Genomic DNA, 26,135 nt, shown 5'->3' with positions numbered 1-26,135 from the left:
CGAGTGACTTCATAAGATGACCAAGTTTTTAGCATAGCCTATACGGTACACCAAATAACACTGTTTGGAACCTAACAATAAAAATATTCGAAACCTAACAATAAAAACGGCTAAAACCACCATAATAGAGGATGCGACGTGCCAGAATTAAAACGCATTTTACAGCAGATTACGGCGCTAAGTGATGTACCCGATCCTGCGGTACTAAAACGCTTAATAGATGAGCTACGGGTGAGCGATAAAGAGCCTGCGCTCGCCAATGAAAACATTCAGGATTTGATTGATATCTTACGCCAGCATCCAGAATATGGAGACGGGCTGGCAAGCTTTGTACTAAAACTCATTATCCAATACCGGCAAATTGCGCTCTATACCGACACGGGCATCATGTCGGATCAAGGATTTTTTAACAGTTTGCGGCGTTTAGTCGGTCATCGCTTTTTGCCATTACTGCCGCAAGAGGACTCCGTTGTTGAGCTGGTTGGTTATTTATTTGATAAGCGCTCTGACGAGCGCTGGTTGGCCAATATCGACAAAGAAAAGTGGGATGAGCTGGTTGAATTAATCAGAGTCGAAGAAGCGCATTTAGATCTGGTCGCTACGGCGAAAAATAGTATTTTAAACGCGATTATCATTTTGTCTTATCGCATCAGTGGTATCGGTCTGCACCCTGATTTGATGGAATCTTACCCCCAAATATTAAACTACTCAGCGTCTTTTGTAGCACAAAATCAAGAAGCAGTACTGTTCGTCAATCAATATAGACAGGCGCATGAGCTTGATACCTTGACTGATATTACCCCCGAAAAAGCGGTCGATCCAGCGCCGTTGCTCGTCATGATTGAGCAGTGCGAAGACATCGTTGCCACGGTGCGTAAACGTATTTATAAGACGGGTATTTCTATTCGTCTGACCAATATGATGCTACGTCTAGACCAAAGCTTGCAGCGTATGCGTATCTTGACTGAGCTGGTGACTGACGATTATAACAAGCGTGATCTTGCCGTCATTGAACTCATCCAAACGCTGATTACCACCGCCAATCGTCGCTATAGTATCGGTTATTTGATCGATAATAATACCAAGTTACTCTCGCGAAAAGTGACAGAAAATGCAAGCCGCGTCGGTGAGCATTACATTAGTACTGATAAGGCCGGTTATCAGGAAATGTTCAAAAAAGCCTCAATTGGGGGCTTTATCATTGCTTTTATGGCGACCACCAAGATACTGGCTTATCATTTGGCCCTCGCACCGATGGGTCGGGCATTTATTAATAGTATGATTTATGGTTTGGGCTTTGTTTTTATTCATGTCATTCGCGGTACGGTCGCCACCAAGCAGCCTGCCATGACAGCGGCGGCTATTGCCTCCACCATATCAGATGGCTCTGGTAAAAAATCTCGACAGCTGACCAAGCTGTCAGAATTGGTCGTTGATATTTTGCGTACCCAATTTATCGCTATTATGGGTAATGTGATGGTGGCGATACCCGTTGCCCTTATCATCTCTTTTGCTTGGCTGCAATATACGGGCACACCGATGATTGATACCGAGAAGGCGGGCCATCTCCTCCATGATCTCGACCCTTTTCGCTCGCTCGCCCTGCCCCATGCTGCTATCGCTGGTGTGTATTTATTTTTATCGGGTTTGATCGCTGGCTATTACGATAATTTAGCGGTTTATAATCATGTTGGCGCCCGTATACAGCGCCATAAGTTGCTAAAGTTCCTGCTTCCCAAATCATGGTTACAGCGTTTAGGCGGCTTTGTAGAAGCCAATTTAGGTGCCATCATGGGCAACTTCTTATTCGGCGTATTTTTAGGTAGCACCGCCACTATTGGTTTTATCTTTGGCTTACCCATTGATATTCGCCATATTGCCTTTGCCTCAGCCAACTTGGCACATGGGTTATTCAACATGCCTGCCGATCAAATCAGCTGGAACGTCATCTTACTGTCCATTCTTGGTGTCGCCCTTATCGGTATCGTCAACTTAATGGTCAGCTTCTCCCTCGCCTTGTTCGTGGCGCTACGCTCAAAAGAAGTGCGCTTCTTTGAATGGGGTCGCCTGACCAAACTGGTGTTTGGTCACATTATCAGTCATCCATCTGACTTCTTTTGGCCACGTGATAAACCCATGAAATATGCGCGTATCGATAGCCAAGGTCGCATGATTTTTGACGATACCTCAGCGCAAAAAGGCGGCAAGCCCTTACCCAGTAATTATGTGGTACGACGTTTATCGGACGTAAAAATACTGCCCAAATCAATGCAAGGCAATATGCAAAATGATCCAGCAGTGACCGACATACAATACGACAATCAGACAGCTGACAATAACTTTGATCCTACGACGGGTAATCGTGAAGCGCACAACACCGCGAATCAAACCATGGCCAAAAAAAAAGTAGATCTCGATGATGGTCTGCTGGATGACGATCTCAATAGTGTGCCATACACCGATGATATTCAATATGATAAAACTACGAAAACCCTTGATAGCCTGGCGGCTAACAGCGATGAAGTGAGTAGTGATGAGACAGGGAATGCTGACTCTGATAGCAAAAACGCAGGCGATGCCAAAACCCCACTGCCAAAACCGAAAAAGCCACCTAAGTTGCCCAGTTAAATCGGCAGTTTTGGTGGCTTATATAATCGCTTCTTTTATTGTCTAGCAGATGATTTTTTTATAGAAACAGTTACAGCCAACTGTTTCTACAGCTATGGCTAGCAAATCCAGCCGTTATGGCGGATGACAATGGGCACTTGAGGTAATGACATCTTCATCGCCCAATCGATAAGCCAATAAGTAATTACCCCAGACGCAGCCACCGTCCAAGGCGCGGGCATGTGGTAAATCGACCTCACCTTTTAATGCCGCCCAATGACCAAATAATATCTTACGCGTGCGCGGTACTTGCCACTCAAACCATGGCAAAAAGTCTTTTGGCATCGAGTCATCTAAACTTGCTGTAAAGCTAAACTCGAGCAAACCATCCTGCTTGCACAAACGCATACGCGTAAAGTAATTTGCAATCGCCCGCATCTTGGTAAAGCCATCAATGTCTGAATGCCACTCATCAGCGGTCTTGCTATATAAGTTCGGCAACAATCGATCAAGCTGTTTTAAGCTGCCTCGCAGTTGCGCCTCTAACTGCTGGGCATAGTCTGCGGCTGCTTCAATAGTCCAATGCGGCGGGATACCAGCATGTACCAATACCGTCTGCTCATCAGGATAAGCCAATACTGGCTGATGGCGTAGCCAGTTTAACAACTCATCACAATCATCGGCGGCAAAAATAGGAGCTGTTTTGTCTTTTTTCTTGAGCTTTGCAGCGCCGCGCCAAACAGCGATCAAATTAATATCGTGATTACCTAGTACTGTCGCTGCTGCGCCTTGCTCACAAAGCGCCTTTACATGACGCAAGGTATTCAACGAGTCTTCGCCGCGTGCCACCAAGTCACCTGCAAACCACAACTTATCCTGCGCAGAGTCAAAATCTAATGTGTCGAGTAGATTAAGGTACGCCCCATAACAACCTTGCAGATCACCGATGACGTACTGGTGGCGAAAACTCATAAACCCTCATATCTCTATCTAATGACTTTTTTTATTTCTAAATAAATATTTTTGAATGATGAATTAAACCTCTATTTTGCGCGCCTGATTGCTCAAATTGACAAAGTCTTTTACGCTCAAGGTCTCGGGACGCGCTTGTGGATCAATAGCGCAAGTAGCAAAGTCTTCTTCGCTCAATGTCGGCAACAAGGTAGACTTCTTAAAAATAGCACGTAGTGTCTTACGACGATGATTAAAGGTTTCGCGCACGACAACGGCGAAATACTCTTCGTCTTCTGCCACGATTGGCTTATTGATATGCGGGGTCAGGCGAAAGACTGCGCTGGTGACCTTTGGTGGTGGATTAAATGCGCCACGTGGCACAGTCAATAGATAGTCGGTATCACAGTGATATTGCATGATGACCGACAAGCGACCATAGGTTTTGCTGCCGACATCAGCGGTGATACGTTCGACCACTTCTTTTTGCAACATAAAGTGCATGTCTTGAATCACATCAGCATAACTGAGCAGATGAAAAAGTATCGGTGTAGAGATGTTATACGGTAAATTACCCACCACACGTAGTTTGCCACGCTCAGGGCTATAGAGCTCACGATAATCAACGTGCATGGCATTGTCTTTGATGATCGTAAAATTTGGATGGCTATTAGCCCCAATACGAATGCGCAAACTATCGGCCAAATCACGATCCAGCTCTACCACGGTCATCGCATCGACTTCTGCCAATAGCGGCTCTGTTAGCGCGCCCATGCCCGGTCCAATCTCGATTAAATTATCATTACGCTCTAAACGAATGCTCTCAACAATCTCACGGATAACACTACGGTCATGTAAGAAGTTTTGACCAAAGCGTTTACGCGGTTGGTGTTTGGCAGCCCGTAGGCTGTTAGAAATAGTTTGAGCATCAAACGTAGTCTTGGACATAAAAAAGTCTTAATAGGTAAAAAAAAGGGTCGATAAGTCGATGCCAGTGATATATTGGCTTTATAATGACAAATTATAGCACAGCTCATAAATTTGCTGTATTTTTGAGAAATTTTATCGGTAAACTGCTCATACCTTAGCGCAATCGACACATTGTTTTTTTGCCCTCAAGCCATTTACCATAACGTCCGTTATGGGAATAATGGGGCATTATCGTTAAGCCACCTGATCAAAATAACCCAAGTTTGTTTGTACGGATTTGACGGCAGGGGCCAGACTGTGTTTGATGATTCATAAATGACCATTATTCACACTAAGGTATATCCAATACTGCGCGATAAATCTCGCTAAGGCACCGACTTATGCCAGAGGTCTATTAATAAGCGATTTGTCTGCCATTTCATTAGCCATATTCAACGCTTGATATAAGCTGGTCGCACTCGCACCGCCGCAGCCTGCTAAATCAAGCGCCGTACCATGATCGACAGAAGTACGGATATAAGGCAAACCCAAGGTTAGATTGACCGTATCGCCAAAGCCGTGCGATTTGAGCACCGGCAAACCTTGGTCATGATACATCGCAATCACCGCATCGCAATTTGCCAAATGTCTTGGTGTAAACAAGGTATCCGCTGGCATTGCCTCTGATATATCGACGCCCGCATCGATAAACTCATGCAATACGGGATTGATAATCTCAATCTCCTCGACGCCCAAATGCCCGCCCTCGCCTGCATGCGGATTGAGACCGCAGACCAAAATACGCGGCTGCGTTAAGCCGAATTTCTCGCGCATATCATCAATGACAATTTGTACCGTTTGCCGCACATTCTCAGCGGTAATGGCGGCAGGAATATCCTTTAATGCTAAATGTGTGGTGACGAGCGCCACTTTCATCGCTTGATTAGCGAGCATCATCACGACTTTCTCACAGCCACTTTGCTGCATAAAAAATTCAGTATGACCACTAAACATCGTGCCATCGAGCAACTTTATACCAGCATCTATCAACGCTGATTTTTGCAATGGCCCTGTGACGATAGCAGCGACTGTTTGGTTGGTTGCCATCTGATGGGCAATTGCTAATTGCTTGGCAACCATCGCTGAATTGTTAATGTCGATTTTTCCACGAACGACTGGCGCAGCACAAGGCGTATTCAGCAGGATAAAAGCACTATCGCTATCCATAGTTTGCTGTGATAGTTGACTTAAAAAATCATCAGCTTCTATATTTACATCCAGTATTTGCCAAGCAGGACAGCTTTCGAGCACACCAGCCACCACAAGCTCGTTTGCCCGCGTTTGTATAGCGGTGCTATCTGCCGTGACCCATATTGGACGTTCAAAATCTTGCAACTTGCCCGCAGCCGCTAATAGCAGTACCACATCCATACCAATGCCTGCCGGTTCACCGGTTGTGATTAATAATGGCAGTTTTTTTTGTGTATCTTGCATAATAGCAACCCCTTTATATTCAAAATAAGTATTTGATTTAATTATTATTTTTATTGTTAGAAAAAATATTTATATTCACATTGTATAAACGATTTCTTTACGTATTACAACCCTGATTTAGGTTAGATAGTTGTTTATAGCGTCTGAAAAAAGTGCATTATGTGTTAAACTTTCGTTTCTCATTTTAACATTTTTAAGCAAACGCTGAGACCACCTTTTGGTACTACTGTCGTAGAAGTGCAGCGCGCTTGCTTTGCTGTATCATTGCTAAAATAAGCATTTATATTAAACACTTTTCACACCCTTTTTTATACGACTTTTGACATATTAGGCACTCATGGCAGATAAAGAAAAAACCGACGACTTACTCAATCAGACACCGCCGCACAATATTGATATTGAAAAGGCCTTGCTCGCGTCTTTGATGAGTATCGAAGAGGCGTATGACAAGATTGCAGATATCGTCACCAAAGACGATTTTTATGCGGGGCGGCACCAGTATATTTTTGATGCCATTGCTCATCTAGCGGCGGTCAACGAGCCTTACGATACGGTCATGGTTCATGATTGGCTAGAAGCACAGAAACTGCTAAAAAGTGCGGGCGGTGACAGTTATTTGGCCGACATCTTGAGCCAAAGCCCTGCCACCTTATTCAACCTGACCGCCTACGCCCAGCGCGTACGTGAGCTGTCTACCCTACGCCAATTGATCACGACTGGCAACGAGATGCTAACGCTGGCCTATAATCCCAAAGACCAAACCGTCAGTGATATTTTGGACAGCGTCGAGGGCAAGATATTCAGTATCAATGAGCAGCATAACAAACGCGCTGAGCAGCGTGGACCCGTCGGCATTACCGCGGTTTTGACCAACGTTATTGATAAAATTCAAGAGCTAAAGTCCAATCCAGACGGCATGATTGGTCTACAAACGCCATTTGCGGAGTTGAATAACAAAACGCAAGGCTTGCAAGCAGGTGACTTAATCATCGTAGCGGCGCGTCCTTCTATGGGTAAAACCACCTTTGCCATGAACTTGGCAGAAGGGATTTTATTTAATGAAGATTTGCCCGTGGTGGTATTTTCGATGGAAATGCCCGCAGAGTCTATCGTCATGCGTTTGCTGTCCTCATGGGGCGCGATTAATCAGACGCATCTCCGTTCTGGGCAAATGAATGAAGATGAATGGGCAAAAATGATGAATGCCATTCAACACTTGCAATCTAAGCACCTTTATATTGATGATAGTACTGCTTTGCCACCATCTGAGATGCGTTCACGCTGCCGCCGTATTGCAAAAAACCATGATGGCAAACTTGGCGCTATCGTCGTCGATTACTTACAGTTGATGAAAGTCCCTAATCTTGATGGCAACCGTGTTGGGGAAATCTCTGAGATTTCACGGAGTCTCAAGGCGCTAGCACGTGAGCTTGAATGCCCCGTCATCGCCTTATCACAGCTTAACCGCAGTCTAGAAAACCGCCCCAATAAGCGCCCTATCATGTCGGATTTGCGCGAATCGGGCGCGATTGAGCAGGATGCCGATTTGATTATGTTTATCTATCGCGATGAGGTTTATAATGAAAACTCAGATCACAAAGGCGTGGCTGAAATCATCATTGGTAAACAGCGTAACGGCCCTATCGGTACCCTACGTTTGGGCTTTGAAGGGCAATTTACCCGCTTTATTAACCTGACGCCAGAATACTATCAAAACGCGAGTTTCGAAAATGATGAATAAGTATCCATCAATAAATAACGATTAATAAAAAGGCCAGTGATTCATCAGTTGATCGATGTTTCACTGGCTTTATAACTTTGCTGATAAAGAAGCCGATTATGCGCACCATTACTATTAAACCAAAAGCCATCACTCATAATCTTAACCAAGTTAAAAAACTGGCACCCCAGTCTAAAGTCCTCGCTATGGTCAAGTCCAATGCTTATGGGCACGGAATCGCAGCGGTACTGCCCGCATTATCACAAGCTGATGGTATCGGCGTTGCAACCTTAACTGAGGCGCTGGAAGCCAGACAATTGGGCTGGGATAAAACCATTGGTTTAATCGAAGGTGCCTTTACCGCTGATGAGTGGCAACAAGCGATTGAGCATGATATTAGCTGCGTGATTCATCATAACCAGCAGTTGCAGTGGGCGTTGGACAATATGCCAGCCGCTGATAGCGCAACCAGAGTAGTTTGGATTAAATACAACACTGGTATGAACCGCTTGGGCTTCAATGCAGAAGGTGTGATTGCAGCGGCTATACAGTTACATAAAGCAGGTTATCAGCTTATTTTAACGACTCACTTTGCCAATGCCGATGACCGCACTCATCCATTAAACGTGCTACAGATTCAGCGGTTTTCGGAGGTGTTAAGTACGTTGCAAGCAACCATTAGCGCCGATATTAAAGGTTCCTTATGCAATTCAGCCGGTATCGTCAATTTCTCAGAGCACCATTACGACTGGGTACGTCCCGGCATCATCTTATATGGTAGTGCCCCCGTCATTGATAAAAATGCGCAAGAATTGGGTTTGCAGCCAGCGATGGAGTTTAGCGCCCAGATTATGGCACTGCAGACGGTCGATCTAGGAGATGCCATTGGTTATGGTAGCCGCTGGACCGCACAACAGGACACCAAAACGGCACTGGTCAGTATCGGCTACGGTGATGGCTATCCGCGTGTGGTCAGCGACGACGCTTACGTCTCTGTCATAGATAGCATAAATCATCAAAGCTACCGATGTGCGGTACTTGGAAGAGTAGCCATGGATATGATCGTCATTGATGTCAGTAGCGTACCAGAAGATACCGCGTTGAATAGTAAGGTCATACTCTGGGGCGATGCGCCACACGTTGACGAAGTCGCTGCCCACGCTGGCACCATTAGCTACGAGCTATTATGCCGTCTCAGCTTAAGGCCAAACCGTATACAAGCTTAATATCGCAAGGTAACCATAAACTTAACACTCGAATGATGGGTATATTAGGCGCAGAAAAATTGGACATTTACATTAAGACTAATTGCGCTATACTAAAAGTTTGTTGTCACCCCAGCATACGCACTGACGCAATGCTATTACAGACTGATGACGTTTCATTGACCGCGATCGACTGCTAGGATTACTATGAGTTTGCGCCATTTTTTGACCTTATCTGATTTAACCCAACAAGAACTAGAAAACCTAATCAAACGCGCCAGCGAGTTGCGCAAGATGCAACACGCCGGTGAGATATATCAACCGTTTGTGGGTCGTACGCTCGGCATGATCTTTGAGAAGTCGTCCACTCGTACGCGCATCTCATTTGAGACTGGTATGGGGCAATTTGGCGGTAGTGCTATCTTTTTGTCACCCAACGATACCCAGCTAGGACGCGGTGAGCCATTAGAAGATTCAGCTCGCGTTATCTCTAGTATGGTTGATATCATCATGATTCGTACCTTTGGTCATGAGAAAGTTGAAACCTTTGCTGAATACTCAAGCGTGCCTATTATCAATGCCCTTACCGATGACTTTCATCCTTGCCAGCTCTTGGCTGATATGCAGACCTATTATGAGCATCGCGGCAGTATCGAAAATAAAATCGTCACGTGGGTTGGTGACGGCAACAATATGTGTGCTTCTTACATGCAAGCGGCCAATCAATTTGGCTTTGAGTTACGTGTAGCGGCGCCTTATGGCTTCGAGCCTGACCCTGAACTGATGAAACGCTTCTCGCATTGCGTTAGTATTGTGGAAGACGTTCAAGAGGCAGCGAAAGACTCTCATTTGATTGTCACCGATGTCTGGGCCAGTATGGGGCAAGAGTCTGAACAAAACACTCGTGCACGCCGTTTTGCCTCTTATCAAGTGACACCTTCACTACTCGATAAAGCCGATCCTGACGTGGTATTTATGCACTGCTTGCCAGCGCACCGCGGTGAAGAGATTTCTCACGATATGCTTGATGACCCGCGTTCAGTAGTGTGGGACGAAGCAGAAAACCGCTTGCATGCCCAAAAAGCACTGATGGAATTTTTATTAAAAGATAAGATTAAACTATAGTCAAAATATCCTAAAATCGCTACGGTATTGCTGATATCAATTTTTTGTAGCCTCTGTCTGCGCAGGCACAGCAAGCAAAGAAAATTGATATCAGCAGTGCGTCATTTATTGATATTACTTTTCGCTAACTATACCTGCATAAAAAACCTCTGCCCGAAGTAATTATAAAATAAACCATATAAGAAAGGCAGATCACATCTATTGTGGTCTGCCTTTTTATTGTCGCCCAACAATTATTAGTCAGTTAACAAGCCCTTTAACGGGTAAAGGTCGTTACGCCAGTACTGCCCGCTTTTAATAATACATCGGCTTGGTTGGCAGCAAAGATACCATTACAGACGACCCCAACGATATTGTTCAACTCTTTCTCAAGCGCTATCGGATTACTGACATCCAAATCATAAGTATCTAAAATTACATTACCATAATCAGTCACAAAGTCTTCACGGTAAACAGGATCACCGCCTAGACGAGCCAATTGACGTGCCACATACGAGCGCGCTTGTGGTAGTACTTCTATCGGTACGGGGAACTCGCGACCCAATATCTCAACGCTCTTACTCTCATCAACCATACAGATGAACTTATTGGACGCTGCAGCGACGATTTTTTCACGAGTCAGTGCACCACCACCGCCTTTAATCAATTGTAAATGGGCATTAACTTCATCAGCACCATCAATATAGACATCTAGCGTGCCAGCAAAGTTCAAATCAACGATTTCAATACCAAAAGCACGAAGTTTGTCTTCCGTCACCTGCGAGCTTGCAACCGCGCCAGCAAGCTTGATGGTCGGCAACAATTCAATCAAACAGTTCACCGTACTGCCTGTGCCTACTCCAAGTATCATGTCGTCTTCGATATAGCTTAGAGCAGCTTTGGCTGCGGCTTGTTTCTGTACTTGCTGATCACTCATCATAAATCCTTGGCAGAATAAACGTATCATTGTAAAAAAGGTAAAATGCGCCGCTATTATAACCGATGACTTTGATATATGTCAGCGTAATAGCCACACTAATCGCAAGTCATTTACTCAACTTTTAAAATGAAGACAGATAAGGCAACCAAAACACCAAGGCCAACAGCGTGACTAGTAATACTGGCGGCGTAATGAGCAGACCGATTTTCATATACTGCCCCCAGCTTATTTTATAGTCTTTTTCTGCCAATACATGGAGCCACAATAAAGTCGCCAGACTACCGATAGGCGTAAATTTCGGTCCCAAATCATTACCAATCACATTAGCATAAATCATCAGCTCACGAGTGGCTGCGGGTACTTGCGCACTATCAATAGCCAGTGCGCCCACTAAGGTCGATGGCATATTATTCATGATAGAAGCCACGATAGCCGAAAGGAATCCAGTCCCTACTGTAGCGATAACATTGCCCTGCTGCCCTAACCAGTTAAGTATTTGAGCACCATAAGCCGTTAATCCTGCGTTACCCAAGCCATAAACGACTAAGTACATACCGATTGAAAACAACACGATTTGCCAAGGCGCTTTACGTACGACATCAGATACAGAAACAATAGCACCCCGACCACCTTGCCAACAGCGCCCTGCAATAGCTATTAGCAGCAGTGCAGCAGCGCCAGTGACGAGGGAAATAGGAATACCTAGTGATTCAGTCGCGAAATAAGTAACCATTAATAATGCTAATAGCGGAAAAGCTGCCCTAAACACCATCGGATCTTCAATAGCGGATGCAGGTGCACTAAGACTGGCGATGGAATAGTGTTTTGGAATTTGGCGGGCATATACCACCCATAGCACTGCTAATGTCGCGATGACAGAGACAATATTTACCGGCACCATGACTGCTGCATAACGTCCAAAGCCAATATCAAAATAATTGGCGCTAACAATATTAACCAGATTAGAAGTCACTAACGGCAGGCTGGCGGTATCAGCGATAAAGCCAGTGGCTATGATAAAAGCCAACGCAGATGGCGGTGAAAAATTAAGACGTAGCAATATAGCGATGACAATCGGTGTTAGTAGTAACGCGGCACCATCATTAGCAAAAAACGCGGAGATAAATGCGCCCAGTATCACAATCATGGGAAACAACAACCGTCCCTGCCCATTGCCAAGTCTGGCCACATGTAGCGCCGCCCAACCAAAAAATCCCGCTCTATCTAAGATAAGCGAGATGATAATTAGCGCCACAAAAGTAAAGGTTGCATCCCAGACGATGTCCCATACAATACCGACATCGGATAACTGCACCACGCCAAAAGCTAAGGCGATTAAAGCCCCACCCAGCGCGCTCCAACCAATGCCTAATCCTTTAGGCTGCCATATCACCAAAACCAAAGTCACGATAAAGATAATTAATGCGAGCATGGAGCAACCTTATTTGAGCTGGCTTTTTTAACCGTATTGGTTTAACCGATTTTGTTGAGCTATTTGGTTTAGCCGATTGAATCTATAATCAGTTCGAAATAAAATCGATACGCTGATGTTATCGTGCAGTTGGGATAAATTTTCCTTGCGTGCTGTTATCTTTCGATGCTGCACAAAATTCATCCCAACCGTACTGTATCGTTTTTAAAGTGGGTCAACTATATAAAAGACTAAATCGACTTTTGATTGACACGTTGCGACACTGCTTCAGCACTTTCCACCCGCTCAGAGTACCTATCTGTCAAATAGGCTGAACGTCCACGAGTGAGCCAAGTAAACTTTACCAGCTCTTCACAGACATCAACGAGACGCAGATATAAGGGCGACTTGTCCATGCGATTATCGTCATTAAACTCTAAAAAGGCCTTAGGGATAGACGATTGATTCGGGATAGTAATCATGCGCATCCAGCGCCCAAGAATACGCAGCTGATTGACGGTATTAAAGCTTTGGCTGCCACCGCTCACTTGCATCACCGCTAAGGTTTTGCCTTGGGTTGGACGTACGCCGCCCAGTGCGAGTGGTATCCAATCGATTTGTGCTTTCATAATGCTAGTCATACTACCGTGACGCTCTGGACTCGCCCACAGCATACCCTCTGACCACTGCGCCAGCTCGCGCAGCTCTTGTACCTTTGGATGATTGATATCAGCATCATCTGGCAGCGGTAGACCCGATGGATTAAACATCCGTACCTCGCAGCCATACCAACGTAATAGACGGCTTGCCTCTTCAGCCGCCAGCCGCGAAAACGAGCGCTCACGTAATGACCCGTATAGCACTAGTATTTTAGGCGGATGACGCGGATCATTTGGCGCAATCAATGACTCAATATCAATCGGTTGTAATTGACTGGCATCAATATTGGGCAAGTCATCTAGATTGAATAAGCCATCTAGATTGGATAAATCGTGTATGTCAGATTGCCCTGTATTAACCTTTACCATGATGTAGAACCTCTCCATCCTCTTTAGTAAAGCTGCTCACTGGGTTTTCTAACAATTCAAACACTCGCTCTGAAGGTCGGCATAACGCTGCGCCTTTATCCGTGACCACGATAGGACGGTTAATTAAGATAGGATGGGCCATCATCGCATCGATAATGTCGTCATCAGATAACTCAGGATTGTCTAAGCCCAGCTCATCATTGATGGCTTCTTTACTACGTAGCAACTCTCTTGGCGAGAGGTTCATTTTTGCCAATAGCTCAACCAAGTAATCACGGGTTGGCGGGTTTTTCAGATACTCCACTACTTTTGGCTGCTCGCCTGATGCCTTCATGATGGCTAACGTATTGCGAGAAGTACCGCAGTTAGGATTATGAAAAATTAATGGTTTCATAGCAATCTCACCTATTTTATGGGTATGGTTATTAATAATATATTTGTTCAGAAAACGTTTATTAAGAATCTATTAGTTCTACTACTTCTATTAGTTAAGAGATAGTTATTGAGTCAGCTATCGGCTTAGCGCTTACTTTACAGATTGTCTTTATTATTAAGTTTAGCAGTCTCACATCCACTCAAAATTTCCATGAGCGAGGCACACAGCTCTGGATGTCCCGCACAGCAGTCTTGCAATAAAAACTGCACGACCGCCTCCATATGCGACAACGAGGCGCGATAGATTATTTGCCGACTTTGGCGTTTTGACACTACCCACCCTGCTCGTGCCAGCACCGATAAATGCGCCGACATAGTGTTATGCGGCACAGACAGCTGACGGGCTATCTCACCCGCAGGCAAGCCCTCAGGCTCTTGACTGACAAGTAACCTAAAGGCTTTGAGACGAGTATCTTGAGACAGCGCAGCGAAGCTTGCGATAGCATTTGTTATTTCCATATGTCCAATAATACAGACATATGGAAATAATTCAATACTTTTGAATTCACTACCCTATAAGAAGGCTGTTTTTTTACTTAAAAACCATCAGTGCAGTAAAACTGCTATAAAAACTGCAATAGGGCCTTGCATGATAATCAAAATCAGCATAGGCTAATCTATTTCGTTTTTATATTCATTTTTTAGGGATCATTATGCTGTCACATTGGGTACGCGCCATCTTACAAGCCACTGTCTATGACGTTGCTATTCAAACGCCACTTGAAGCGGCACCCAAGCTGACCCAACGTTTTGCTAATGATATTCGATTTAAACGCGAAGACCTGCAACCAGTCAAATCCTTTAAATTGCGCGGTGCTTATAACCGCATCAGCCAATTGAGCGATGAACAAAAAGCGCGCGGCGTGATTTGTGCGTCGGCAGGTAACCATGCGCAAGGCGTGGCTTACTCGGCACGCAAGTTATCGCTTAATAATATCATCGTTATGCCAACCACTACCCCTGATATCAAGGTAGATGCCGTCAGAGCGCTTGGTGGCAACGTTGATCTGCATGGTGATAGCTTCGATCAAGCCAACCGCTATGCGATTGATCGTGCTGAGCGTGAAGGCTTAACCTTCATTCCTCCTTACGATGATGAATTGGTTATCGCTGGACAAGGCACTATTGGACTTGAGCTAACCCAGCAGTGGCGCAACATGGATTATGTTTTCGTTGCCGTTGGTGGTGGTGGTTTGGTCTCAGGTGTCGCAGCCTTCCTAGGTGAAGTTGCCCCGCACGTTAAAGTCATCGCTGTAGAAGCAGAACAATCGGCCTGCCTAAAAGCGGCGTTAGAGACTGGCGAACGCGTAAAACTTGAGCAAGTAGGACTGTTCGTCGATGGTGTGGCAGTCGCGCAAATTGGTGAATTGCCTTTTGATATCGTCCGTATGCAAAAAAGCGATAACTCAGGGCCTTTGGTCGAGCCTGACGTTGTCACTTGTACCAATGATGAAGTCTGTGCGGCGGTCAAAGACATCTTTGAAGAAAACCGTAGCATCGTTGAGCCTGCTGGCGCGTTACCCGTTGCGGGCATGAAAAAATATATCGAAGCTCATAATCTACAAGGCAAAAACTGCGTAAGCATCATCTGCGGTGCCAATATGAACTTTGACCGTCTGCGCTATATCGCTGAGCGTACTGAGATAGGGGAGAAAAAGGAAGCCATCTTTGGCGTGACCATCCCTGAGCAGACTGGGGCATTCTTAAACTTCTGCCGTAGCTTACATGGACGTAATATCACCGAGTTTAACTACCGTGCCGATAGCAAAAAATCACCAGACTCGATGGAGCCTGCAGCCATATTCGTCGGTATTGCTTTAAAAGAAGGTGATAAAGAACGTCTAACGATTAGTAACCAATTAGCTTCTGATGGCTATACAGCACATGACTTAACTGATGATGACATCGCTAAATCGCATATCCGTCATTTGATTGGTGGTCATGCCCATGTCGAAAATGAGCAATTATTAAAAGTTACCTTTCCTGAGCGTCCGGGTGCGTTATTGACCTTCTTAGAAAAACTGGGTGACGACTTTAATATTACCTTGTTCCATTATCGCAACCATGGTGCTGCCGAAGGACGCGTGTTAGTAGGTCTACAAGCCTCTGAAAGCAACTCACGTTTACTGCAAGATGCCTTACTTGATATTGGCTATGATTGTACTTCCATCACTGACAATGTCGGTTATCAATTATTTTTAAAGTAATCTCAAAAATGGTTTTTTAACCATAATGATGACAACATATTTTAAGCGGCCTACCCCACTAGGATTGGCCGCTTACTAATATTGAGAACGCGATGCATATCCCTACTGTTTTTGCCGAAGACAATTTTGACAATATTATTAAATTTATCGCCGTTAATCCGTTAGCAACTTTGATTGCCCAAACTAATGATGGTATGGAAGCCTGTCATATACCGTTATTTTGGTATAAAGATGATGCAAACATCAATTCTCAATACGGCTATCTTTACGGTCATTTTGGTCGCAAAAATCCTATTTATCAACAGGCTTTAGCAGACAGCTCATGGTTAATTATCTTTCAAGATTCTGGACACTACATCAGCCCTAACTGGTATCCTAGCAAAGCCAAAACTCATAAAGAAGTGCCGACATGGAACTATCAAAGCATCCATATTCAATCTAAAATTGAGCTGCTTGAAGACACTGATACCCTTAAATGGATATTAGCTACCATGACCGCGCAACAAGAAGTAATAAACGATAATCCTTGGTCGTTAGATGACGCACCAGCTGCTTATATCGATGCCATGTGTCGCGGGATTATTGGCTTTAGATTGTCTATTAATTCGATACAAGCCCAATTTAAATTAAGCCAAAATAAAACTGTAGAAAACATCACAGGGGTGATAAACGGCTTAGAGAATTTACGTACAAATGACGCTAAAGAAATGGCTATTAAAGTTACACATCAGAATAAAGGCTAATTTTTTACTTATTCATCATAAAAACCCATTTTGAAAAACTTTAATCACTTATTACTCTTTTAATTCCCAAAAAAACCACCATTATTATCTTAGTTTATTGATATTTATGAGGTTTTGATGAGTAAACATAACAAAAACCACAATCAGCCAAGCCATAGCCAACCAGATACGGTACGTATGCGTCTTGATAAATGGTTATGGGCTGCGCGTTTTTATCGCACCCGCACTCTTGCCAAAGAAGCCATCGAAAGCGGTCGCGTCCATTATGCAGGGAGCCGTGTCAAAACCAGTAAAGAGATTGCTGTCGGAGATGAGCTTAGTATTCGCCAAGGCTCAGCCACCGCTATGACTGAAAAAACAGTGGTTGTCGAAGCGCTAAGTGCCCAACGTGGTAATGCAACTGCCGCCCAAGTGCTGTATTCTGAAACTGAGGAAAGTGAAGAGCGCCGCGCCTACTATGCCGAACAGCGCAAACTGGCCAATCTTGCCCGTCCTGATAATAAACCCAATAAAAAAGAGCGTCGTGATTTACAACGCTTTAAAAACAAGCAAGACTAATGTTAACAAATCATTCTATATCTAAAAGCTGAGCAATAATCACTGATGTGACCCTGTTGTTTAGCTTCTGCCCTTGCCATTCAAGGTATTAAGCGTTACGCTGATCCCTTACTTATTTACTAGATAGCATGCTCATAAACCGCATTACCCGTGTTGGTTTTTTATGGCATGTTTTTTTTGCTGTAAAAAAAGGTCATATTATGCTGATGAAAACCTGTACCCCATCGTCTGTATTATTGGTTTGTTTAGGAAATATTTGCCGTTCACCGACTGCCGAGGAAGTTTTTCGTCAGCAGGCGGCGATCGCAGGCTTGTCAATTAAAGTAGACTCAGCAGGCACTGGCGACTGGCATATTGGTCATGCCCCTGATGAGCGAGCGCAGCGCCATGCAAAAGCCCATGGTTATAAAATCAATAAACTGGTCGCTCGCCAAGTGAGTGCAGACGACTTTCGTAATTTTGACTTGATACTGGCGATGGACACGCAGAATTTAGCTGATCTACAAGCTATCAAGGATAGCTTAGCGGTTACAGATGACCATTTAGCGAAGTTGGCATTATTCAGTGAAGAAGATCCAACCTACGGCGGCGATGACGTGCCAGACCCTTATCAAGGCGATAGCGATGCTTTTGAAGAAGTGATTGAACGTATTGAGTCAAGTGCACAAGCTTGGATTGAAAGCTGGAAGACTTGCTAGCCAAACAATCTATATTTATGCTACTTTTGCACCCTGCATCCTTTATAATAGGGTCTGTTGAACATTCAAATGTGGAACTGGCAGTGGCTATTTTTTAGACAATACGCAGTGAAATTTTTGACGCCTAGTCATTCTAGGTTAGATAATTTCGCCATGTATTGGCAAAAAATAGCCCTGCCCTGAAAGGCTGATATTTGAATGTTCAATAGACCCTAAACATCGCATAATTTTTTATATTTGCCATATAGGCTATGTTATGACCTCAGCTGTTCGCCTTGATTCTAGCGCTCAACAGACTATGTCGACTGATTTACCGCTTAGCTTACTTAATGCTAAGTCGGTCGATTTGTCGCATGGTAATACCATGGCATTGGCATGTGTCGCTGACTCTGTCGTGACCCTAACAAATGAAGCTCAGCTAGACAGTTTTATGGCAAGCTATGCCAATAATCCTGAGCGTAAGCCATCATTGTTTGTACTGTCTGGCGGCAGCAATGTGTTGTTGCCAGCGCAGTTAGAGGCGACGGTATTACAGCCACAGATGCGTGGCATCACGATGACGGCGCAAACAGAGAATTATGTCGATATTGAAGTGATGGCGGGTGAGAACTGGCATGACTTAGTGGTTTATAGCGTTGACCAAGGCTGGTATGGACTAGAGAATCTAGCCTTGATACCGGGTCTGACCGGCGCCGCACCTGTACAAAACATCGGTGCTTACGGTGTCCAGTTAGAAGACTGTTTGCAATACGTTCGTGCTTATCATTTGCCAACTCAAACGTGGCATCGTCTATCGCTGGCAGACTGCCAGTTTGGCTATCGCGATAGTATTTTTAAGCGCGCACTCAATACATGGTTGATCAGCCGTGTGGGATTTAGATTGCATACCGATGCGAGTAAAATCTTAGCCAGTTACGGTGATGTACAGACAGTAGCGCAGCGCTATGCTGAGCAGAAAAATCGCCGACAGCCTACCCCTGCCGATGTCATGCAAGCAATTATCGATATTCGTCAGCAAAAACTCCCTGATCCTAAACAGCTACCGAATTGTGGCAGTTTTTTTCAAAACCCAATTATTCCGCAAGCACAATTCGCCACTCTTAAAGAAATCTATCCTACTATCGTTGGCTACCCAATGCCTGATGCAACGGTGAAAGTTGCCGCTGGTTGGTTGATTGAACAAGCTGGCTTAAAAGGGGGTGGTATTGCCCCTATTGTTACCCATCAGCAGCAGGCGCTGGTACTGACCAATCATAGCCCTTATCAAGCAACCCAAGATGACGTAGCAACTGCCCAATACTACATCGCTGCTCACGTCTATGAAAAATTTGCGATTCAACTATCGCGTGAGCCGGTTTGGATAAATGCAGATGGCTCTATTGGGTATGATGAGCATGTGGTCTAAGCGCCTATTATCCAAACGCTTATGGCGCTATTATTTGCAGTCAGCCGAACGTATGGTGAAGCTGTTTCGCATCATTAACATCACCTTTTTGCTCGGCTCAACGTCTGTTATTTTAGTGCTAATTAGCTTATTCACCCCGCTATTCTCGCAAGCGATCGTTTATATGTTTTCGCTTTTGCCATTACCTAACATGCCTCCGGCTGCCAAGAGTTCTCCGCCTACTGCTTATGTGGTGCTAGGTGGCGGCCTCACCAACGATCACAATAACCAAATCATCCTCAATAGCTACAGTCTTAATCGCGCCCGTACTGCTGCCACCGCTTATCACGATTTACCGTTGCCTATTGTCCTCAGCGGTGCCGAAGCGCCGTGGCTCGGTCAATGGCTCATCGAGCATGGCATTGATGGATTGATAAGCGAAAATGCTAGCATGAATACCTGCGAAAATGCCCGCTTTACCGCTAAGCGCATTCCGCTACATCACGTGTATCTTATTACCGACAGCTACCATATGGCACGGGCGCGTAGACAATTTGCTTTAAATGGTATCAATAGCACGCCTATTGATGCGCCATTGCCCGTCAGGCGTGATTGGATGAAACCAGCACAAAACTTGAGCCACTCACGGCGCGCCGTCTATGAAGTCGCCGCCTATTTGCGTGATGTGATACGTCCACAGATGGACTGTCGCAATGCCAATGATGTCACTTCACAGCAGCTATTGACCCCCAGAGGAAATGCAACAAAAACGCCTGTGCAATAACGTTGGTAATGAGTTTTCGCCACCATTAACCTCTGTACCTGCTCCTTTTCCAATCATCTACTATATTACTTTCAACTCTGCAAGTCGTCCATCACCCTGATGACAAGTGTATAATAACGTCAGAAACTGCTATAAAAGAGATTTGCCATGCTCAGTATATTTTTATTAATTCCATTAAGTCTCATGCTGTTTGTGGTTGCCATTTGGGCAGTACGTTATGCGGTTAAATCAAACCAATTTGAAGATTTAGACAACGCTTCACAGCGTATTATATTAGATGATCGTCAAGAACGTCGGCAAACCATGCAGGCTCACGAGCAATCAGCTGCAAGTACACAGATTAACCTTACCGTCGCGACGGATACTGCTAATAATGACAAATTAGCGAATGGGGAAAATCCCTTCGATAATGATATCGATGACAACCTCAAACCATAGCTTTAAATCATCTTACCTGTGCGCCCTACTGTTGATTTTTTTGTCAGTAATCAAACTATATTGCTGACCCGCTATATTAAAGACCAATTATAAAAGTAGGCGCGCCTTTTGCCATTTTTAGGAGAATTGCCCCATGACCACCGCCTTACTTGTTGCGGCATTACTAATGGGATTTTTTGGTTCACCACATTGCTTGGGTATGTGCGGGGGTCTGGTGACAGCGTTTGGTCTATCGATGAAAGACATTAGTCCCGCTAAACGCCGCGCCCTTGTGGTAACTTACCATTTAGGGCGTCTTAGCAGCTATGCGCTGTTGGGTTTAGTCGCAGGTTTGATTGGTACGACTGTTTTAGAACCCTTGATGCGAGGCAATAATATGCCGCGTATCTTATTAGGTTTGGTATTGGTGTTTGTTGGTGTGACCATGCTTGGTGCGCCATTTTTGAGCAAGCTTGAGCGCTATGGCATGCGTTTTTGGCAGTATCTCAGTCCCCTTCGTCAAAAAGTTTTTCCTTTAAACACTTTTCCACGAGCATTGTCAGCGGGTCTATTGTGGGGATTTTTGCCTTGTGGTTTGGTTTATGGCGCTCTACTGATTGCAGTGGTTGCCCACAACCCATTAAGCGGCGCGGCATTAATGTTCGTCTTTGGCCTGGGTACAGTGCCGATGCTGGTTGCCACGCACGAGACCGTTGGCTGGCTACGCGACAAAATTGGACGCTTTCGTCTGCGTCAGATGAATGGAGCACTGATGGTCGTGTCAGGTATGGCGATCATTGTCGTCCCATTAGTAATGGCAAATATGCATAGTGGGCATGATATGTCCACTATGCATAGCGATCATATGCAGATGAGTGATTCGCAAATGATGGATATGCCCATGGATGGATCGATGGATCATGGCAGCCACTCTGCGACGACTACTGATACCCATGGCCATCATGATATGAGTCAAATGAATCATGAGATGACACTTGCTACGACTGACACAATGGATCACAGTATGCATGATATGAGCAATACGAGTAGTGAAGCAAACATGGAAAACAATCAGGATACTATGATAGAAAATGCTGAATAAAAATTAAAGCGCTTGGCATTGTGATGCCCTAATCAAAAGAAGCCCTTAACATCAATCACGATGTTAAGGTCTTTTCTATACATCCGAAATTATTAAGCAGACCACTTATTCCTGCCATTGCTCAAGCGTAAACTTAGTATCTAAATGCTTCTCTAACGCAGGGATGTTAAAAGCATCATCTTCACTAACGAAGCTAATACTGATACCAGTCTGTCCAGCGCGTCCCGTACGACCAATGCGGTGTACATAATCATCTGGCTGATCAGGCAAGGTATAATTGACCACGTGGCTGATATCATCGACATGAATACCGCGCCCTGCGACATCGGTGGCAACCAAGATAGAAGCGTGACCATCTTTAAAACGCTGTAAGTATTTTTCGCGTTTTTGCTGAATGACATCGCCTGACAACATCACAATTTTATGTCCCTGACGAAGCTTATGATATAGACGCTTGACTTGATCTTTGCGATTGGCAAAGACAATCACTTTATCGACAGCGCTATCACTAATAATACGCTGCAATGCCGCTAGTTTTTGATCTTCTGTCAATAAATAAAAGTGCTGATCGACCAACTCACTGGTTTTATGCTCAGGCTCAATTTCAACAAATTGCGGCTCATGTAACCAACGATAGGCCAAGTTCATCACATCTTGGTTAAAAGTGGCTGAGAATAACAAGCTTTGGCGATCGGTGTTCGAAGGCATCCGACCAACCAAGCGCTTGATATCCGGAATAAAACCCATATCCAGCATGCGATCTGCTTCATCTAGCACCAGCACTTCTACTCGATCCAGATAGACCATGCCCTTATTGGCAAGATCAATTAGACGACCGGGCGTCGCTACTAAAATATCGACATCTTGACGCTCAAGCTCATGCTGCTGGGTCTCATAATTGGTGCCACCCATAATACAAACGCTGTGTAGCGAGGTGTATTTGGTCAAAGCGATACAATCATCAAATATTTGCTGTGCAAGCTCGCGGGTTGGTGCCATAACCACTGCGCGCGGCTCACCTAGATAGCGCTCTTCATCACTGGTAAAAGGACGCTTGAGTAATGCCTCCATAATGGTCAACAAAAACGTTGCCGTCTTACCGGTGCCAGTTTGTGCCTGTCCGATAGCGTCTTGATTTGCCAAGGTATGCGGTAATATTTGTGCTTGGATAGGCGTCAGTTCAGTAAAACCTAAATCACTTACCGCGCGCAAGGTCAGTGCAGAGAGTGGTAAATCAGTAAACGCTGTAAAATTACTCAAAAAATCATCCTTTTGTATGAATCGCTTGTATTTTTCAATCAATGATAGGCTTATGCCAAGACTCAGCCTAGCTGTATATCGCTACCAATATAAGTACGCCTCTAAAAGTTGTACATTGATAAGCATAAAAAAAGCCAAGCACAACGCCTACTCTCACCAATCATGCTGAATGAAAATCAACATAGGTAAGATAAGACGGGCTTGACTCGGTAGTATATCAGTAGTTTATCCAGACATTATAACTAAACTGTGCTAATGACTGTATCGACTATTCTTCTACTTTTCTGACTTCTTCAGCTTGAAGACCTTTGTCGCCTTCGACCACGCTGAACTCAACCTTTTCGCCATCTTTTAGAGAGCGATAACCATCACCTTGGATCGCGCGGAAATGGACAAAAATATCTTCTCCGCTATCACGTTGAATGAAACCAAAGCCTTTTGAGTCATTAAACCACTTAACGATACCTTGCTCACGAGCTGACATAATATTACTTCCTAAAAAAGTCACTTAGCCCCAAATTCCTTTGCAACATTGCATATAAACGGGGTCTAAGATTGAGAAATCAGAATTAAACGCTATGACGCAACATACATTCGTATAGACAGACAAGATGAATGCTTATCTTAACTATGTTGAATGTACTGTTTTGCTATACCTTTTACTCATACCAAAATAGCTTTTGTACTCATCATCGTTTATGTTAGATGCTTCATTATAAAAACTTATAATGGTAGTAGTAACAAATTCGCAATATAGATTGCTTAAAAAATATCATAGCACGGGTTTTTAGCAACATAAAGACTTTTAACACGGTTTTTAAAACTTAGCTTGATTTTTGATGTAATTTTTTTATAACCTTGCTGACAAGCTGTTATCATAATGCGATAAGAGGGGTTTTATGGCACAGCTTTTTCTGTATTAACCCTACTTATTTAGCAGTAACGCATCAATCATCCGTAGCCTTCAATAGCGATAGAGAGCATTATGACCACCCCTTCTCAATCAGCAGCGCCAGTAGCACACGTTGACCAATCAGTAAAAACAACCTTGACCCAAAGATTATTATTGATTAATGGCGTCAATCTCAATTTACTGGGCAAGCGTGAGCCGGAGATTTATGGCCATACGACGCTGGCAGATATTGAGCAGGGCCTCATTGAGCGCGCGGCAAACTACGGTGTTGAGCTGATTTGCATACAGTCAAACCATGAAGGCAAGCTGGTCGATGAGATTCAACACTATGGGCTTTTAGCAGAGTCAGCAGCGCAAGTAGATGCCATCATTATCAATCCTGCAGCGTTCACTCACACCTCGGTCGCAATCCGTGATGCGTTATCGGCCACGCAAAAGCCATTTATCGAGGTGCACTTGTCTAATGTACACGCTCGCGAAGCTTTCCGGCAGCATTCTTACTTTAGTGATATTGCAGTCGGTGTCATTTGTGGCTTAGGACATAGAGGTTATCAGATGGCTTTAGATTATTGGCTAGCTAATACCTATAAGATAAACCTAAATGATTAGGGCGTGTTGAACATTCGATCATGGCACTGACAGAGACTGTTTTTTAGGCGATTCAAAGATAAAAATAGTAAGTTTAGTCATTCTAAGCGTCTCTTTTTATCAAAGAATCAGCAAAAAATAGCCCTGTCCTTTTAGGCTGATGCTAAAATATATTGAGAAAGTCATACAGAAAGAAAAAACTCATTCGCGCAAGACAACCTTATCTTTAGCACACTAGTCAAACAGCAATTACTTGCTTAAAATAATAAAATTACGGTTTGGTAAATAAACCTCTACATGGTGATATGAATGGCAAAATCGTCCGGAAAACGCTTTATGAAACTGGCTGGCATGACAGCGAGTATTGCCGGCAAAGCCGCTAAAAACTCATTAAGGCACCTATCAAGTGACGAAGAAAAACGTCTGCAGGCACGCTCAGAATTGATGCAAGACGTGGGTATTCAAATAGCCGAAACGCTTGGTGAAATGAAGGGCGCGGTGATGAAAGTGGGACAAATTGCCTCACAATATAAGGACGTATTTCCACCTGAGGTTGCGACCGCTTTAGAAAAGTTGCAAAAAGATGCACCGCCCATGCCTTATGCGCAGATACGGGCACAAATAGAACGTGAGCTCAAAGCTCCTGTCGATCAACTGTTTACGATGTTTGAAGAAACACCCTTTGCCGCCGCTTCCATTGGACAAGTACACAGGGCTATTCTACCCTCTGGGCAAAAAGTCGTGGTCAAAGTACAGTACCCCGATGTCGATGAAAACTGTGATAGTGACCTCAAACAAGTGCGCATGGCGCTAAAAATCGCTGGCGTCTTGAATATGAGCAAACAATTGCAGGAGCAGCTCTTTAACGAGATTCGTCAAAGCCTGCATGATGAGTTGGACTATGTCAAAGAAGCTCACAACCTACAGGTATTCGGTGCTTTTCATACTGATGACCAAGGACTTATTATCCCCAAAGTCATTAACAGCCACTCTACCAGACGGGTTTTGACATTGACTGAGGAGATTGGAGAGACGCTGACCGTCGCCGCGACGTGGAATAATGAGATCAAACAGAAAATCGCCAAACGACTGTTTCACTTTACTGCAGGTCAACTGTTTGGCTTATACCGGATGCACTGTGACCCCCATCCCGGTAATTTTGCGTTTCGTCATGATGGCAGTGTCGTAGCCTATGATTTTGGCGGTATTCGCAGCTATAGTCATAGTGAGGTTCAATTGTTTCGCCGCTTCGCGCAGCATGCCGTCAAAGGTGATGTGACCGCACTAGAGCAAGACTTAATCGCTCTTGATATTCGCCGTGAGGATGATAAAAATGTGCCGGGTGAATTCTATGAAAAGTGGCTGGCTATTGGTATGAAGCCGCTATCCATTGCACCTTATCAAGAAGGGGCTTTTGATTTTGGCAGCAGTCAAGTTCATCATGAAGCCATCAGCCAAATGCGCACCTCATTAAAATACTTCGGGCAATTTCAACCTTCAGCCACGACGATGATGCTAGATCGTACCGTGTCAGGACAATATTGGAACCTAGTCAATTTGGGTGTTGAAATAGACCTGTCACCACTGGTCGCTGAGTATATAACCAACTAGGGCGTGTCCTCATTTTAAAAATGGTGATACAAATGAGGTAAATTGCCGTCAAACAAGGAAAATAGT

General features: G+C 44.4%; 24 protein-coding genes. 14 read left to right on the top strand and 10 right to left on the bottom strand.

Annotated features, from left to right (window positions below):
- The first annotated feature begins 138 nt into the window (after window positions 1-138).
- The gene (locus ACSUPM_RS06475; RefSeq protein WP_025651198.1) at window positions 139-2,628 is read left to right on the top strand and encodes a site-specific recombinase; all 2,490 of its coding nucleotides are present in this window, start codon (window positions 139-141) and stop codon (window positions 2,626-2,628) included.
- Window positions 2,629-2,742: 114 nt separating this feature from the next.
- Here the strand turns inward: ACSUPM_RS06475 and ACSUPM_RS06470 are convergent, their stop codons facing one another.
- The 3 genes from ACSUPM_RS06470 to pdxA form a co-directional block, all read right to left on the bottom strand.
- Entirely contained in the window at window positions 2,743-3,579 is an 837-nt protein-coding gene (locus ACSUPM_RS06470; protein ID WP_101212628.1) for a symmetrical bis(5'-nucleosyl)-tetraphosphatase, read from the bottom strand.
- A gap of 63 nt (window positions 3,580-3,642) precedes the next feature.
- Window positions 3,643-4,506, bottom strand: coding sequence for a 16S rRNA (adenine(1518)-N(6)/adenine(1519)-N(6))-dimethyltransferase RsmA (gene rsmA, locus ACSUPM_RS06465; protein ID WP_350587849.1), 864 nt, complete (start codon window positions 4,504-4,506; stop codon window positions 3,643-3,645).
- 360 nt (window positions 4,507-4,866) lie between these two features.
- The gene (pdxA, locus tag ACSUPM_RS06460; RefSeq protein WP_101212632.1) at window positions 4,867-5,961 is read right to left on the bottom strand and encodes a 4-hydroxythreonine-4-phosphate dehydrogenase PdxA; all 1,095 of its coding nucleotides are present in this window, start codon (window positions 5,959-5,961) and stop codon (window positions 4,867-4,869) included.
- A gap of 337 nt (window positions 5,962-6,298) precedes the next feature.
- Between pdxA and dnaB the strand changes: the two genes are divergently transcribed.
- From dnaB to argF, 3 genes are all read left to right on the top strand, one after another.
- Complete coding sequence (gene dnaB, locus ACSUPM_RS06455; RefSeq protein ID WP_025651208.1) at window positions 6,299-7,702, top strand: replicative DNA helicase; 1,404 nt, start codon at window positions 6,299-6,301, stop codon at window positions 7,700-7,702.
- 98 nt (window positions 7,703-7,800) lie between these two features.
- The gene (gene alr / locus ACSUPM_RS06450; protein ID WP_101212633.1) at window positions 7,801-8,907 is read left to right on the top strand and encodes an alanine racemase; all 1,107 of its coding nucleotides are present in this window, start codon (window positions 7,801-7,803) and stop codon (window positions 8,905-8,907) included.
- A 186-nt stretch (window positions 8,908-9,093) separates the two neighbouring features.
- Window positions 9,094-10,011 (top strand): ornithine carbamoyltransferase, encoded by a 918-nt coding sequence (argF, locus tag ACSUPM_RS06445; protein ID WP_101212634.1) that lies wholly within the window; start codon window positions 9,094-9,096, stop codon window positions 10,009-10,011.
- Window positions 10,012-10,267: 256 nt separating this feature from the next.
- Here argF and rpiA read toward each other — a convergent pair whose 3' ends face one another.
- The 5 genes from rpiA to ACSUPM_RS06420 all read right to left on the bottom strand — a co-directional run bounded on the left by rpiA (window position 10,268) and on the right by ACSUPM_RS06420 (window position 14,263).
- Entirely contained in the window at window positions 10,268-10,927 is a 660-nt protein-coding gene (rpiA, locus tag ACSUPM_RS06440) for a ribose-5-phosphate isomerase RpiA (protein ID WP_101212635.1), read from the bottom strand.
- A gap of 124 nt (window positions 10,928-11,051) precedes the next feature.
- A complete protein-coding gene (locus ACSUPM_RS06435) occupies window positions 11,052-12,362 on the bottom strand; it encodes an arsenic transporter (protein WP_436880280.1) in 1,311 nt (436 codons plus the stop codon).
- Window positions 12,363-12,592: 230 nt separating this feature from the next.
- On the bottom strand, window positions 12,593-13,369 hold the full coding sequence (gene arsH / locus ACSUPM_RS06430; protein ID WP_101212638.1) for an arsenical resistance protein ArsH: 777 nt from the start codon (window positions 13,367-13,369) through the stop codon (window positions 12,593-12,595).
- Complete coding sequence (gene arsC / locus ACSUPM_RS06425) at window positions 13,356-13,763, bottom strand: arsenate reductase (glutaredoxin) (protein WP_101212639.1); 408 nt, start codon at window positions 13,761-13,763, stop codon at window positions 13,356-13,358. Before arsC ends, arsH begins: the two co-directional genes overlap by 14 nt.
- A 137-nt stretch (window positions 13,764-13,900) precedes the next feature.
- On the bottom strand, window positions 13,901-14,263 hold the full coding sequence (locus ACSUPM_RS06420; RefSeq protein WP_101212640.1) for an ArsR/SmtB family transcription factor: 363 nt from the start codon (window positions 14,261-14,263) through the stop codon (window positions 13,901-13,903).
- Between the two features lie 194 nt (window positions 14,264-14,457).
- Here ACSUPM_RS06420 and ilvA point away from each other — a divergent pair, with 194 nt between their 5' ends.
- The 8 genes from ilvA to ACSUPM_RS06380 all read left to right on the top strand — a co-directional run bounded on the left by ilvA (window position 14,458) and on the right by ACSUPM_RS06380 (window position 21,697).
- On the top strand, window positions 14,458-16,011 hold the full coding sequence (gene ilvA, locus ACSUPM_RS06415) for a threonine ammonia-lyase, biosynthetic (protein ID WP_436880279.1): 1,554 nt from the start codon (window positions 14,458-14,460) through the stop codon (window positions 16,009-16,011).
- A gap of 92 nt (window positions 16,012-16,103) precedes the next feature.
- Entirely contained in the window at window positions 16,104-16,754 is a 651-nt protein-coding gene (locus tag ACSUPM_RS06410) for an FMN-binding negative transcriptional regulator (RefSeq protein WP_201616120.1), read from the top strand.
- A gap of 117 nt (window positions 16,755-16,871) precedes the next feature.
- Window positions 16,872-17,312 carry an RNA-binding S4 domain-containing protein gene (locus ACSUPM_RS06405; RefSeq protein WP_201616118.1) on the top strand — a complete coding sequence of 147 codons (441 nt, stop codon included), beginning with the start codon at window positions 16,872-16,874 and terminating at the stop codon, window positions 17,310-17,312.
- A 200-nt stretch (window positions 17,313-17,512) separates the two neighbouring features.
- Window positions 17,513-18,010, top strand: coding sequence for a low molecular weight protein-tyrosine-phosphatase (locus tag ACSUPM_RS06400; RefSeq protein ID WP_101212645.1), 498 nt, complete (start codon window positions 17,513-17,515; stop codon window positions 18,008-18,010).
- A gap of 256 nt (window positions 18,011-18,266) precedes the next feature.
- On the top strand, window positions 18,267-19,415 hold the full coding sequence (murB, locus tag ACSUPM_RS06395) for a UDP-N-acetylmuramate dehydrogenase (protein WP_201616116.1): 1,149 nt from the start codon (window positions 18,267-18,269) through the stop codon (window positions 19,413-19,415).
- Window positions 19,381-20,178, top strand: a complete 798-nt coding sequence (locus tag ACSUPM_RS06390; RefSeq protein ID WP_227523281.1) for a YdcF family protein — start codon at window positions 19,381-19,383, stop codon at window positions 20,176-20,178. Before murB ends, ACSUPM_RS06390 begins: the two co-directional genes overlap by 35 nt.
- 147 nt (window positions 20,179-20,325) lie before the next feature.
- Window positions 20,326-20,616, top strand: coding sequence for a cbb3-type cytochrome oxidase assembly protein CcoS (gene ccoS, locus ACSUPM_RS06385; protein ID WP_101212647.1), 291 nt, complete (start codon window positions 20,326-20,328; stop codon window positions 20,614-20,616).
- A gap of 133 nt (window positions 20,617-20,749) precedes the next feature.
- On the top strand, window positions 20,750-21,697 hold the full coding sequence (locus ACSUPM_RS06380; protein WP_201576230.1) for a sulfite exporter TauE/SafE family protein: 948 nt from the start codon (window positions 20,750-20,752) through the stop codon (window positions 21,695-21,697).
- Between the two features lie 105 nt (window positions 21,698-21,802).
- On the opposite strand, the gene ACSUPM_RS06375 is transcribed toward ACSUPM_RS06380, so the two are convergent.
- Window positions 21,803-22,957 carry a DEAD/DEAH box helicase gene (locus tag ACSUPM_RS06375; RefSeq protein WP_101212650.1) on the bottom strand — a complete coding sequence of 385 codons (1,155 nt, stop codon included), beginning with the start codon at window positions 22,955-22,957 and terminating at the stop codon, window positions 21,803-21,805.
- A gap of 268 nt (window positions 22,958-23,225) precedes the next feature.
- The gene (locus tag ACSUPM_RS06370) at window positions 23,226-23,441 is read right to left on the bottom strand and encodes a cold-shock protein (protein WP_011513806.1); all 216 of its coding nucleotides are present in this window, start codon (window positions 23,439-23,441) and stop codon (window positions 23,226-23,228) included.
- A gap of 501 nt (window positions 23,442-23,942) precedes the next feature.
- Here ACSUPM_RS06370 and aroQ point away from each other — a divergent pair.
- Both aroQ and ACSUPM_RS06360 read left to right on the top strand, forming a co-directional pair.
- The gene (aroQ, locus tag ACSUPM_RS06365) at window positions 23,943-24,479 is read left to right on the top strand and encodes a type II 3-dehydroquinate dehydratase (RefSeq protein WP_025651226.1); all 537 of its coding nucleotides are present in this window, start codon (window positions 23,943-23,945) and stop codon (window positions 24,477-24,479) included.
- A gap of 288 nt (window positions 24,480-24,767) precedes the next feature.
- Window positions 24,768-26,069, top strand: a complete 1,302-nt coding sequence (locus ACSUPM_RS06360) for an ABC1 kinase family protein (protein WP_025651227.1) — start codon at window positions 24,768-24,770, stop codon at window positions 26,067-26,069.
- Window positions 26,070-26,135: the final 66 nt, after the last annotated feature.

The organism is Psychrobacter okhotskensis (assembly GCF_965638355.1).
GTDB lineage: Bacteria > Pseudomonadota > Gammaproteobacteria > Pseudomonadales > Moraxellaceae > Psychrobacter > Psychrobacter okhotskensis.
The sequence above is the reverse complement of the archived record's forward strand: the minus strand, read 5'-3'. Positions and strand labels throughout refer to the sequence as shown.

Bases quoted from the DNA above. Each gene is read 5' to 3' on its own strand.
- ACSUPM_RS06405 (WP_201616118.1), top strand. From the start codon at position 16,872: ATGAGTAAACATAACAAAAACCACAATCAGCCAAGCCATAGCCAACCA.
- ACSUPM_RS06370 (WP_011513806.1), bottom strand. From the start codon at position 23,441: ATGTCAGCTCGTGAGCAAGGTATCGTTAAGTGGTTTAATGACTCAAAA.
- pdxA (WP_101212632.1), bottom strand. From the start codon at position 5,961: ATGCAAGATACACAAAAAAAACTGCCATTATTAATCACAACCGGTGAA.
- aroQ (WP_025651226.1), top strand. From the start codon at position 23,943: ATGACCACCCCTTCTCAATCAGCAGCGCCAGTAGCACACGTTGACCAA.
- ACSUPM_RS06400 (WP_101212645.1), top strand. From the start codon at position 17,513: ATGCTGATGAAAACCTGTACCCCATCGTCTGTATTATTGGTTTGTTTA.
- rsmA (WP_350587849.1), bottom strand. From the start codon at position 4,506: ATGTCCAAGACTACGTTTGATGCTCAAACTATTTCTAACAGCCTACGG.
- ACSUPM_RS06470 (WP_101212628.1), bottom strand. From the start codon at position 3,579: ATGAGTTTTCGCCACCAGTACGTCATCGGTGATCTGCAAGGTTGTTAT.
- arsC (WP_101212639.1), bottom strand. From the start codon at position 13,763: ATGAAACCATTAATTTTTCATAATCCTAACTGCGGTACTTCTCGCAAT.
- arsH (WP_101212638.1), bottom strand. From the start codon at position 13,369: ATGGTAAAGGTTAATACAGGGCAATCTGACATACACGATTTATCCAAT.
- ACSUPM_RS06420 (WP_101212640.1), bottom strand. From the start codon at position 14,263: ATGGAAATAACAAATGCTATCGCAAGCTTCGCTGCGCTGTCTCAAGAT.
- ACSUPM_RS06410 (WP_201616120.1), top strand. From the start codon at position 16,104: ATGCATATCCCTACTGTTTTTGCCGAAGACAATTTTGACAATATTATT.
- ilvA (WP_436880279.1), top strand. From the start codon at position 14,458: ATGCTGTCACATTGGGTACGCGCCATCTTACAAGCCACTGTCTATGAC.
- ACSUPM_RS06435 (WP_436880280.1), bottom strand. From the start codon at position 12,362: ATGCTCGCATTAATTATCTTTATCGTGACTTTGGTTTTGGTGATATGG.
- murB (WP_201616116.1), top strand. From the start codon at position 18,267: ATGACCTCAGCTGTTCGCCTTGATTCTAGCGCTCAACAGACTATGTCG.
- ACSUPM_RS06390 (WP_227523281.1), top strand. From the start codon at position 19,381: ATGGCTCTATTGGGTATGATGAGCATGTGGTCTAAGCGCCTATTATCC.
- dnaB (WP_025651208.1), top strand. From the start codon at position 6,299: ATGGCAGATAAAGAAAAAACCGACGACTTACTCAATCAGACACCGCCG.
- argF (WP_101212634.1), top strand. From the start codon at position 9,094: ATGAGTTTGCGCCATTTTTTGACCTTATCTGATTTAACCCAACAAGAA.
- rpiA (WP_101212635.1), bottom strand. From the start codon at position 10,927: ATGAGTGATCAGCAAGTACAGAAACAAGCCGCAGCCAAAGCTGCTCTA.
- alr (WP_101212633.1), top strand. From the start codon at position 7,801: ATGCGCACCATTACTATTAAACCAAAAGCCATCACTCATAATCTTAAC.
- ACSUPM_RS06380 (WP_201576230.1), top strand. From the start codon at position 20,750: ATGACCACCGCCTTACTTGTTGCGGCATTACTAATGGGATTTTTTGGT.
- ccoS (WP_101212647.1), top strand. From the start codon at position 20,326: ATGCTCAGTATATTTTTATTAATTCCATTAAGTCTCATGCTGTTTGTG.
- ACSUPM_RS06360 (WP_025651227.1), top strand. From the start codon at position 24,768: ATGGCAAAATCGTCCGGAAAACGCTTTATGAAACTGGCTGGCATGACA.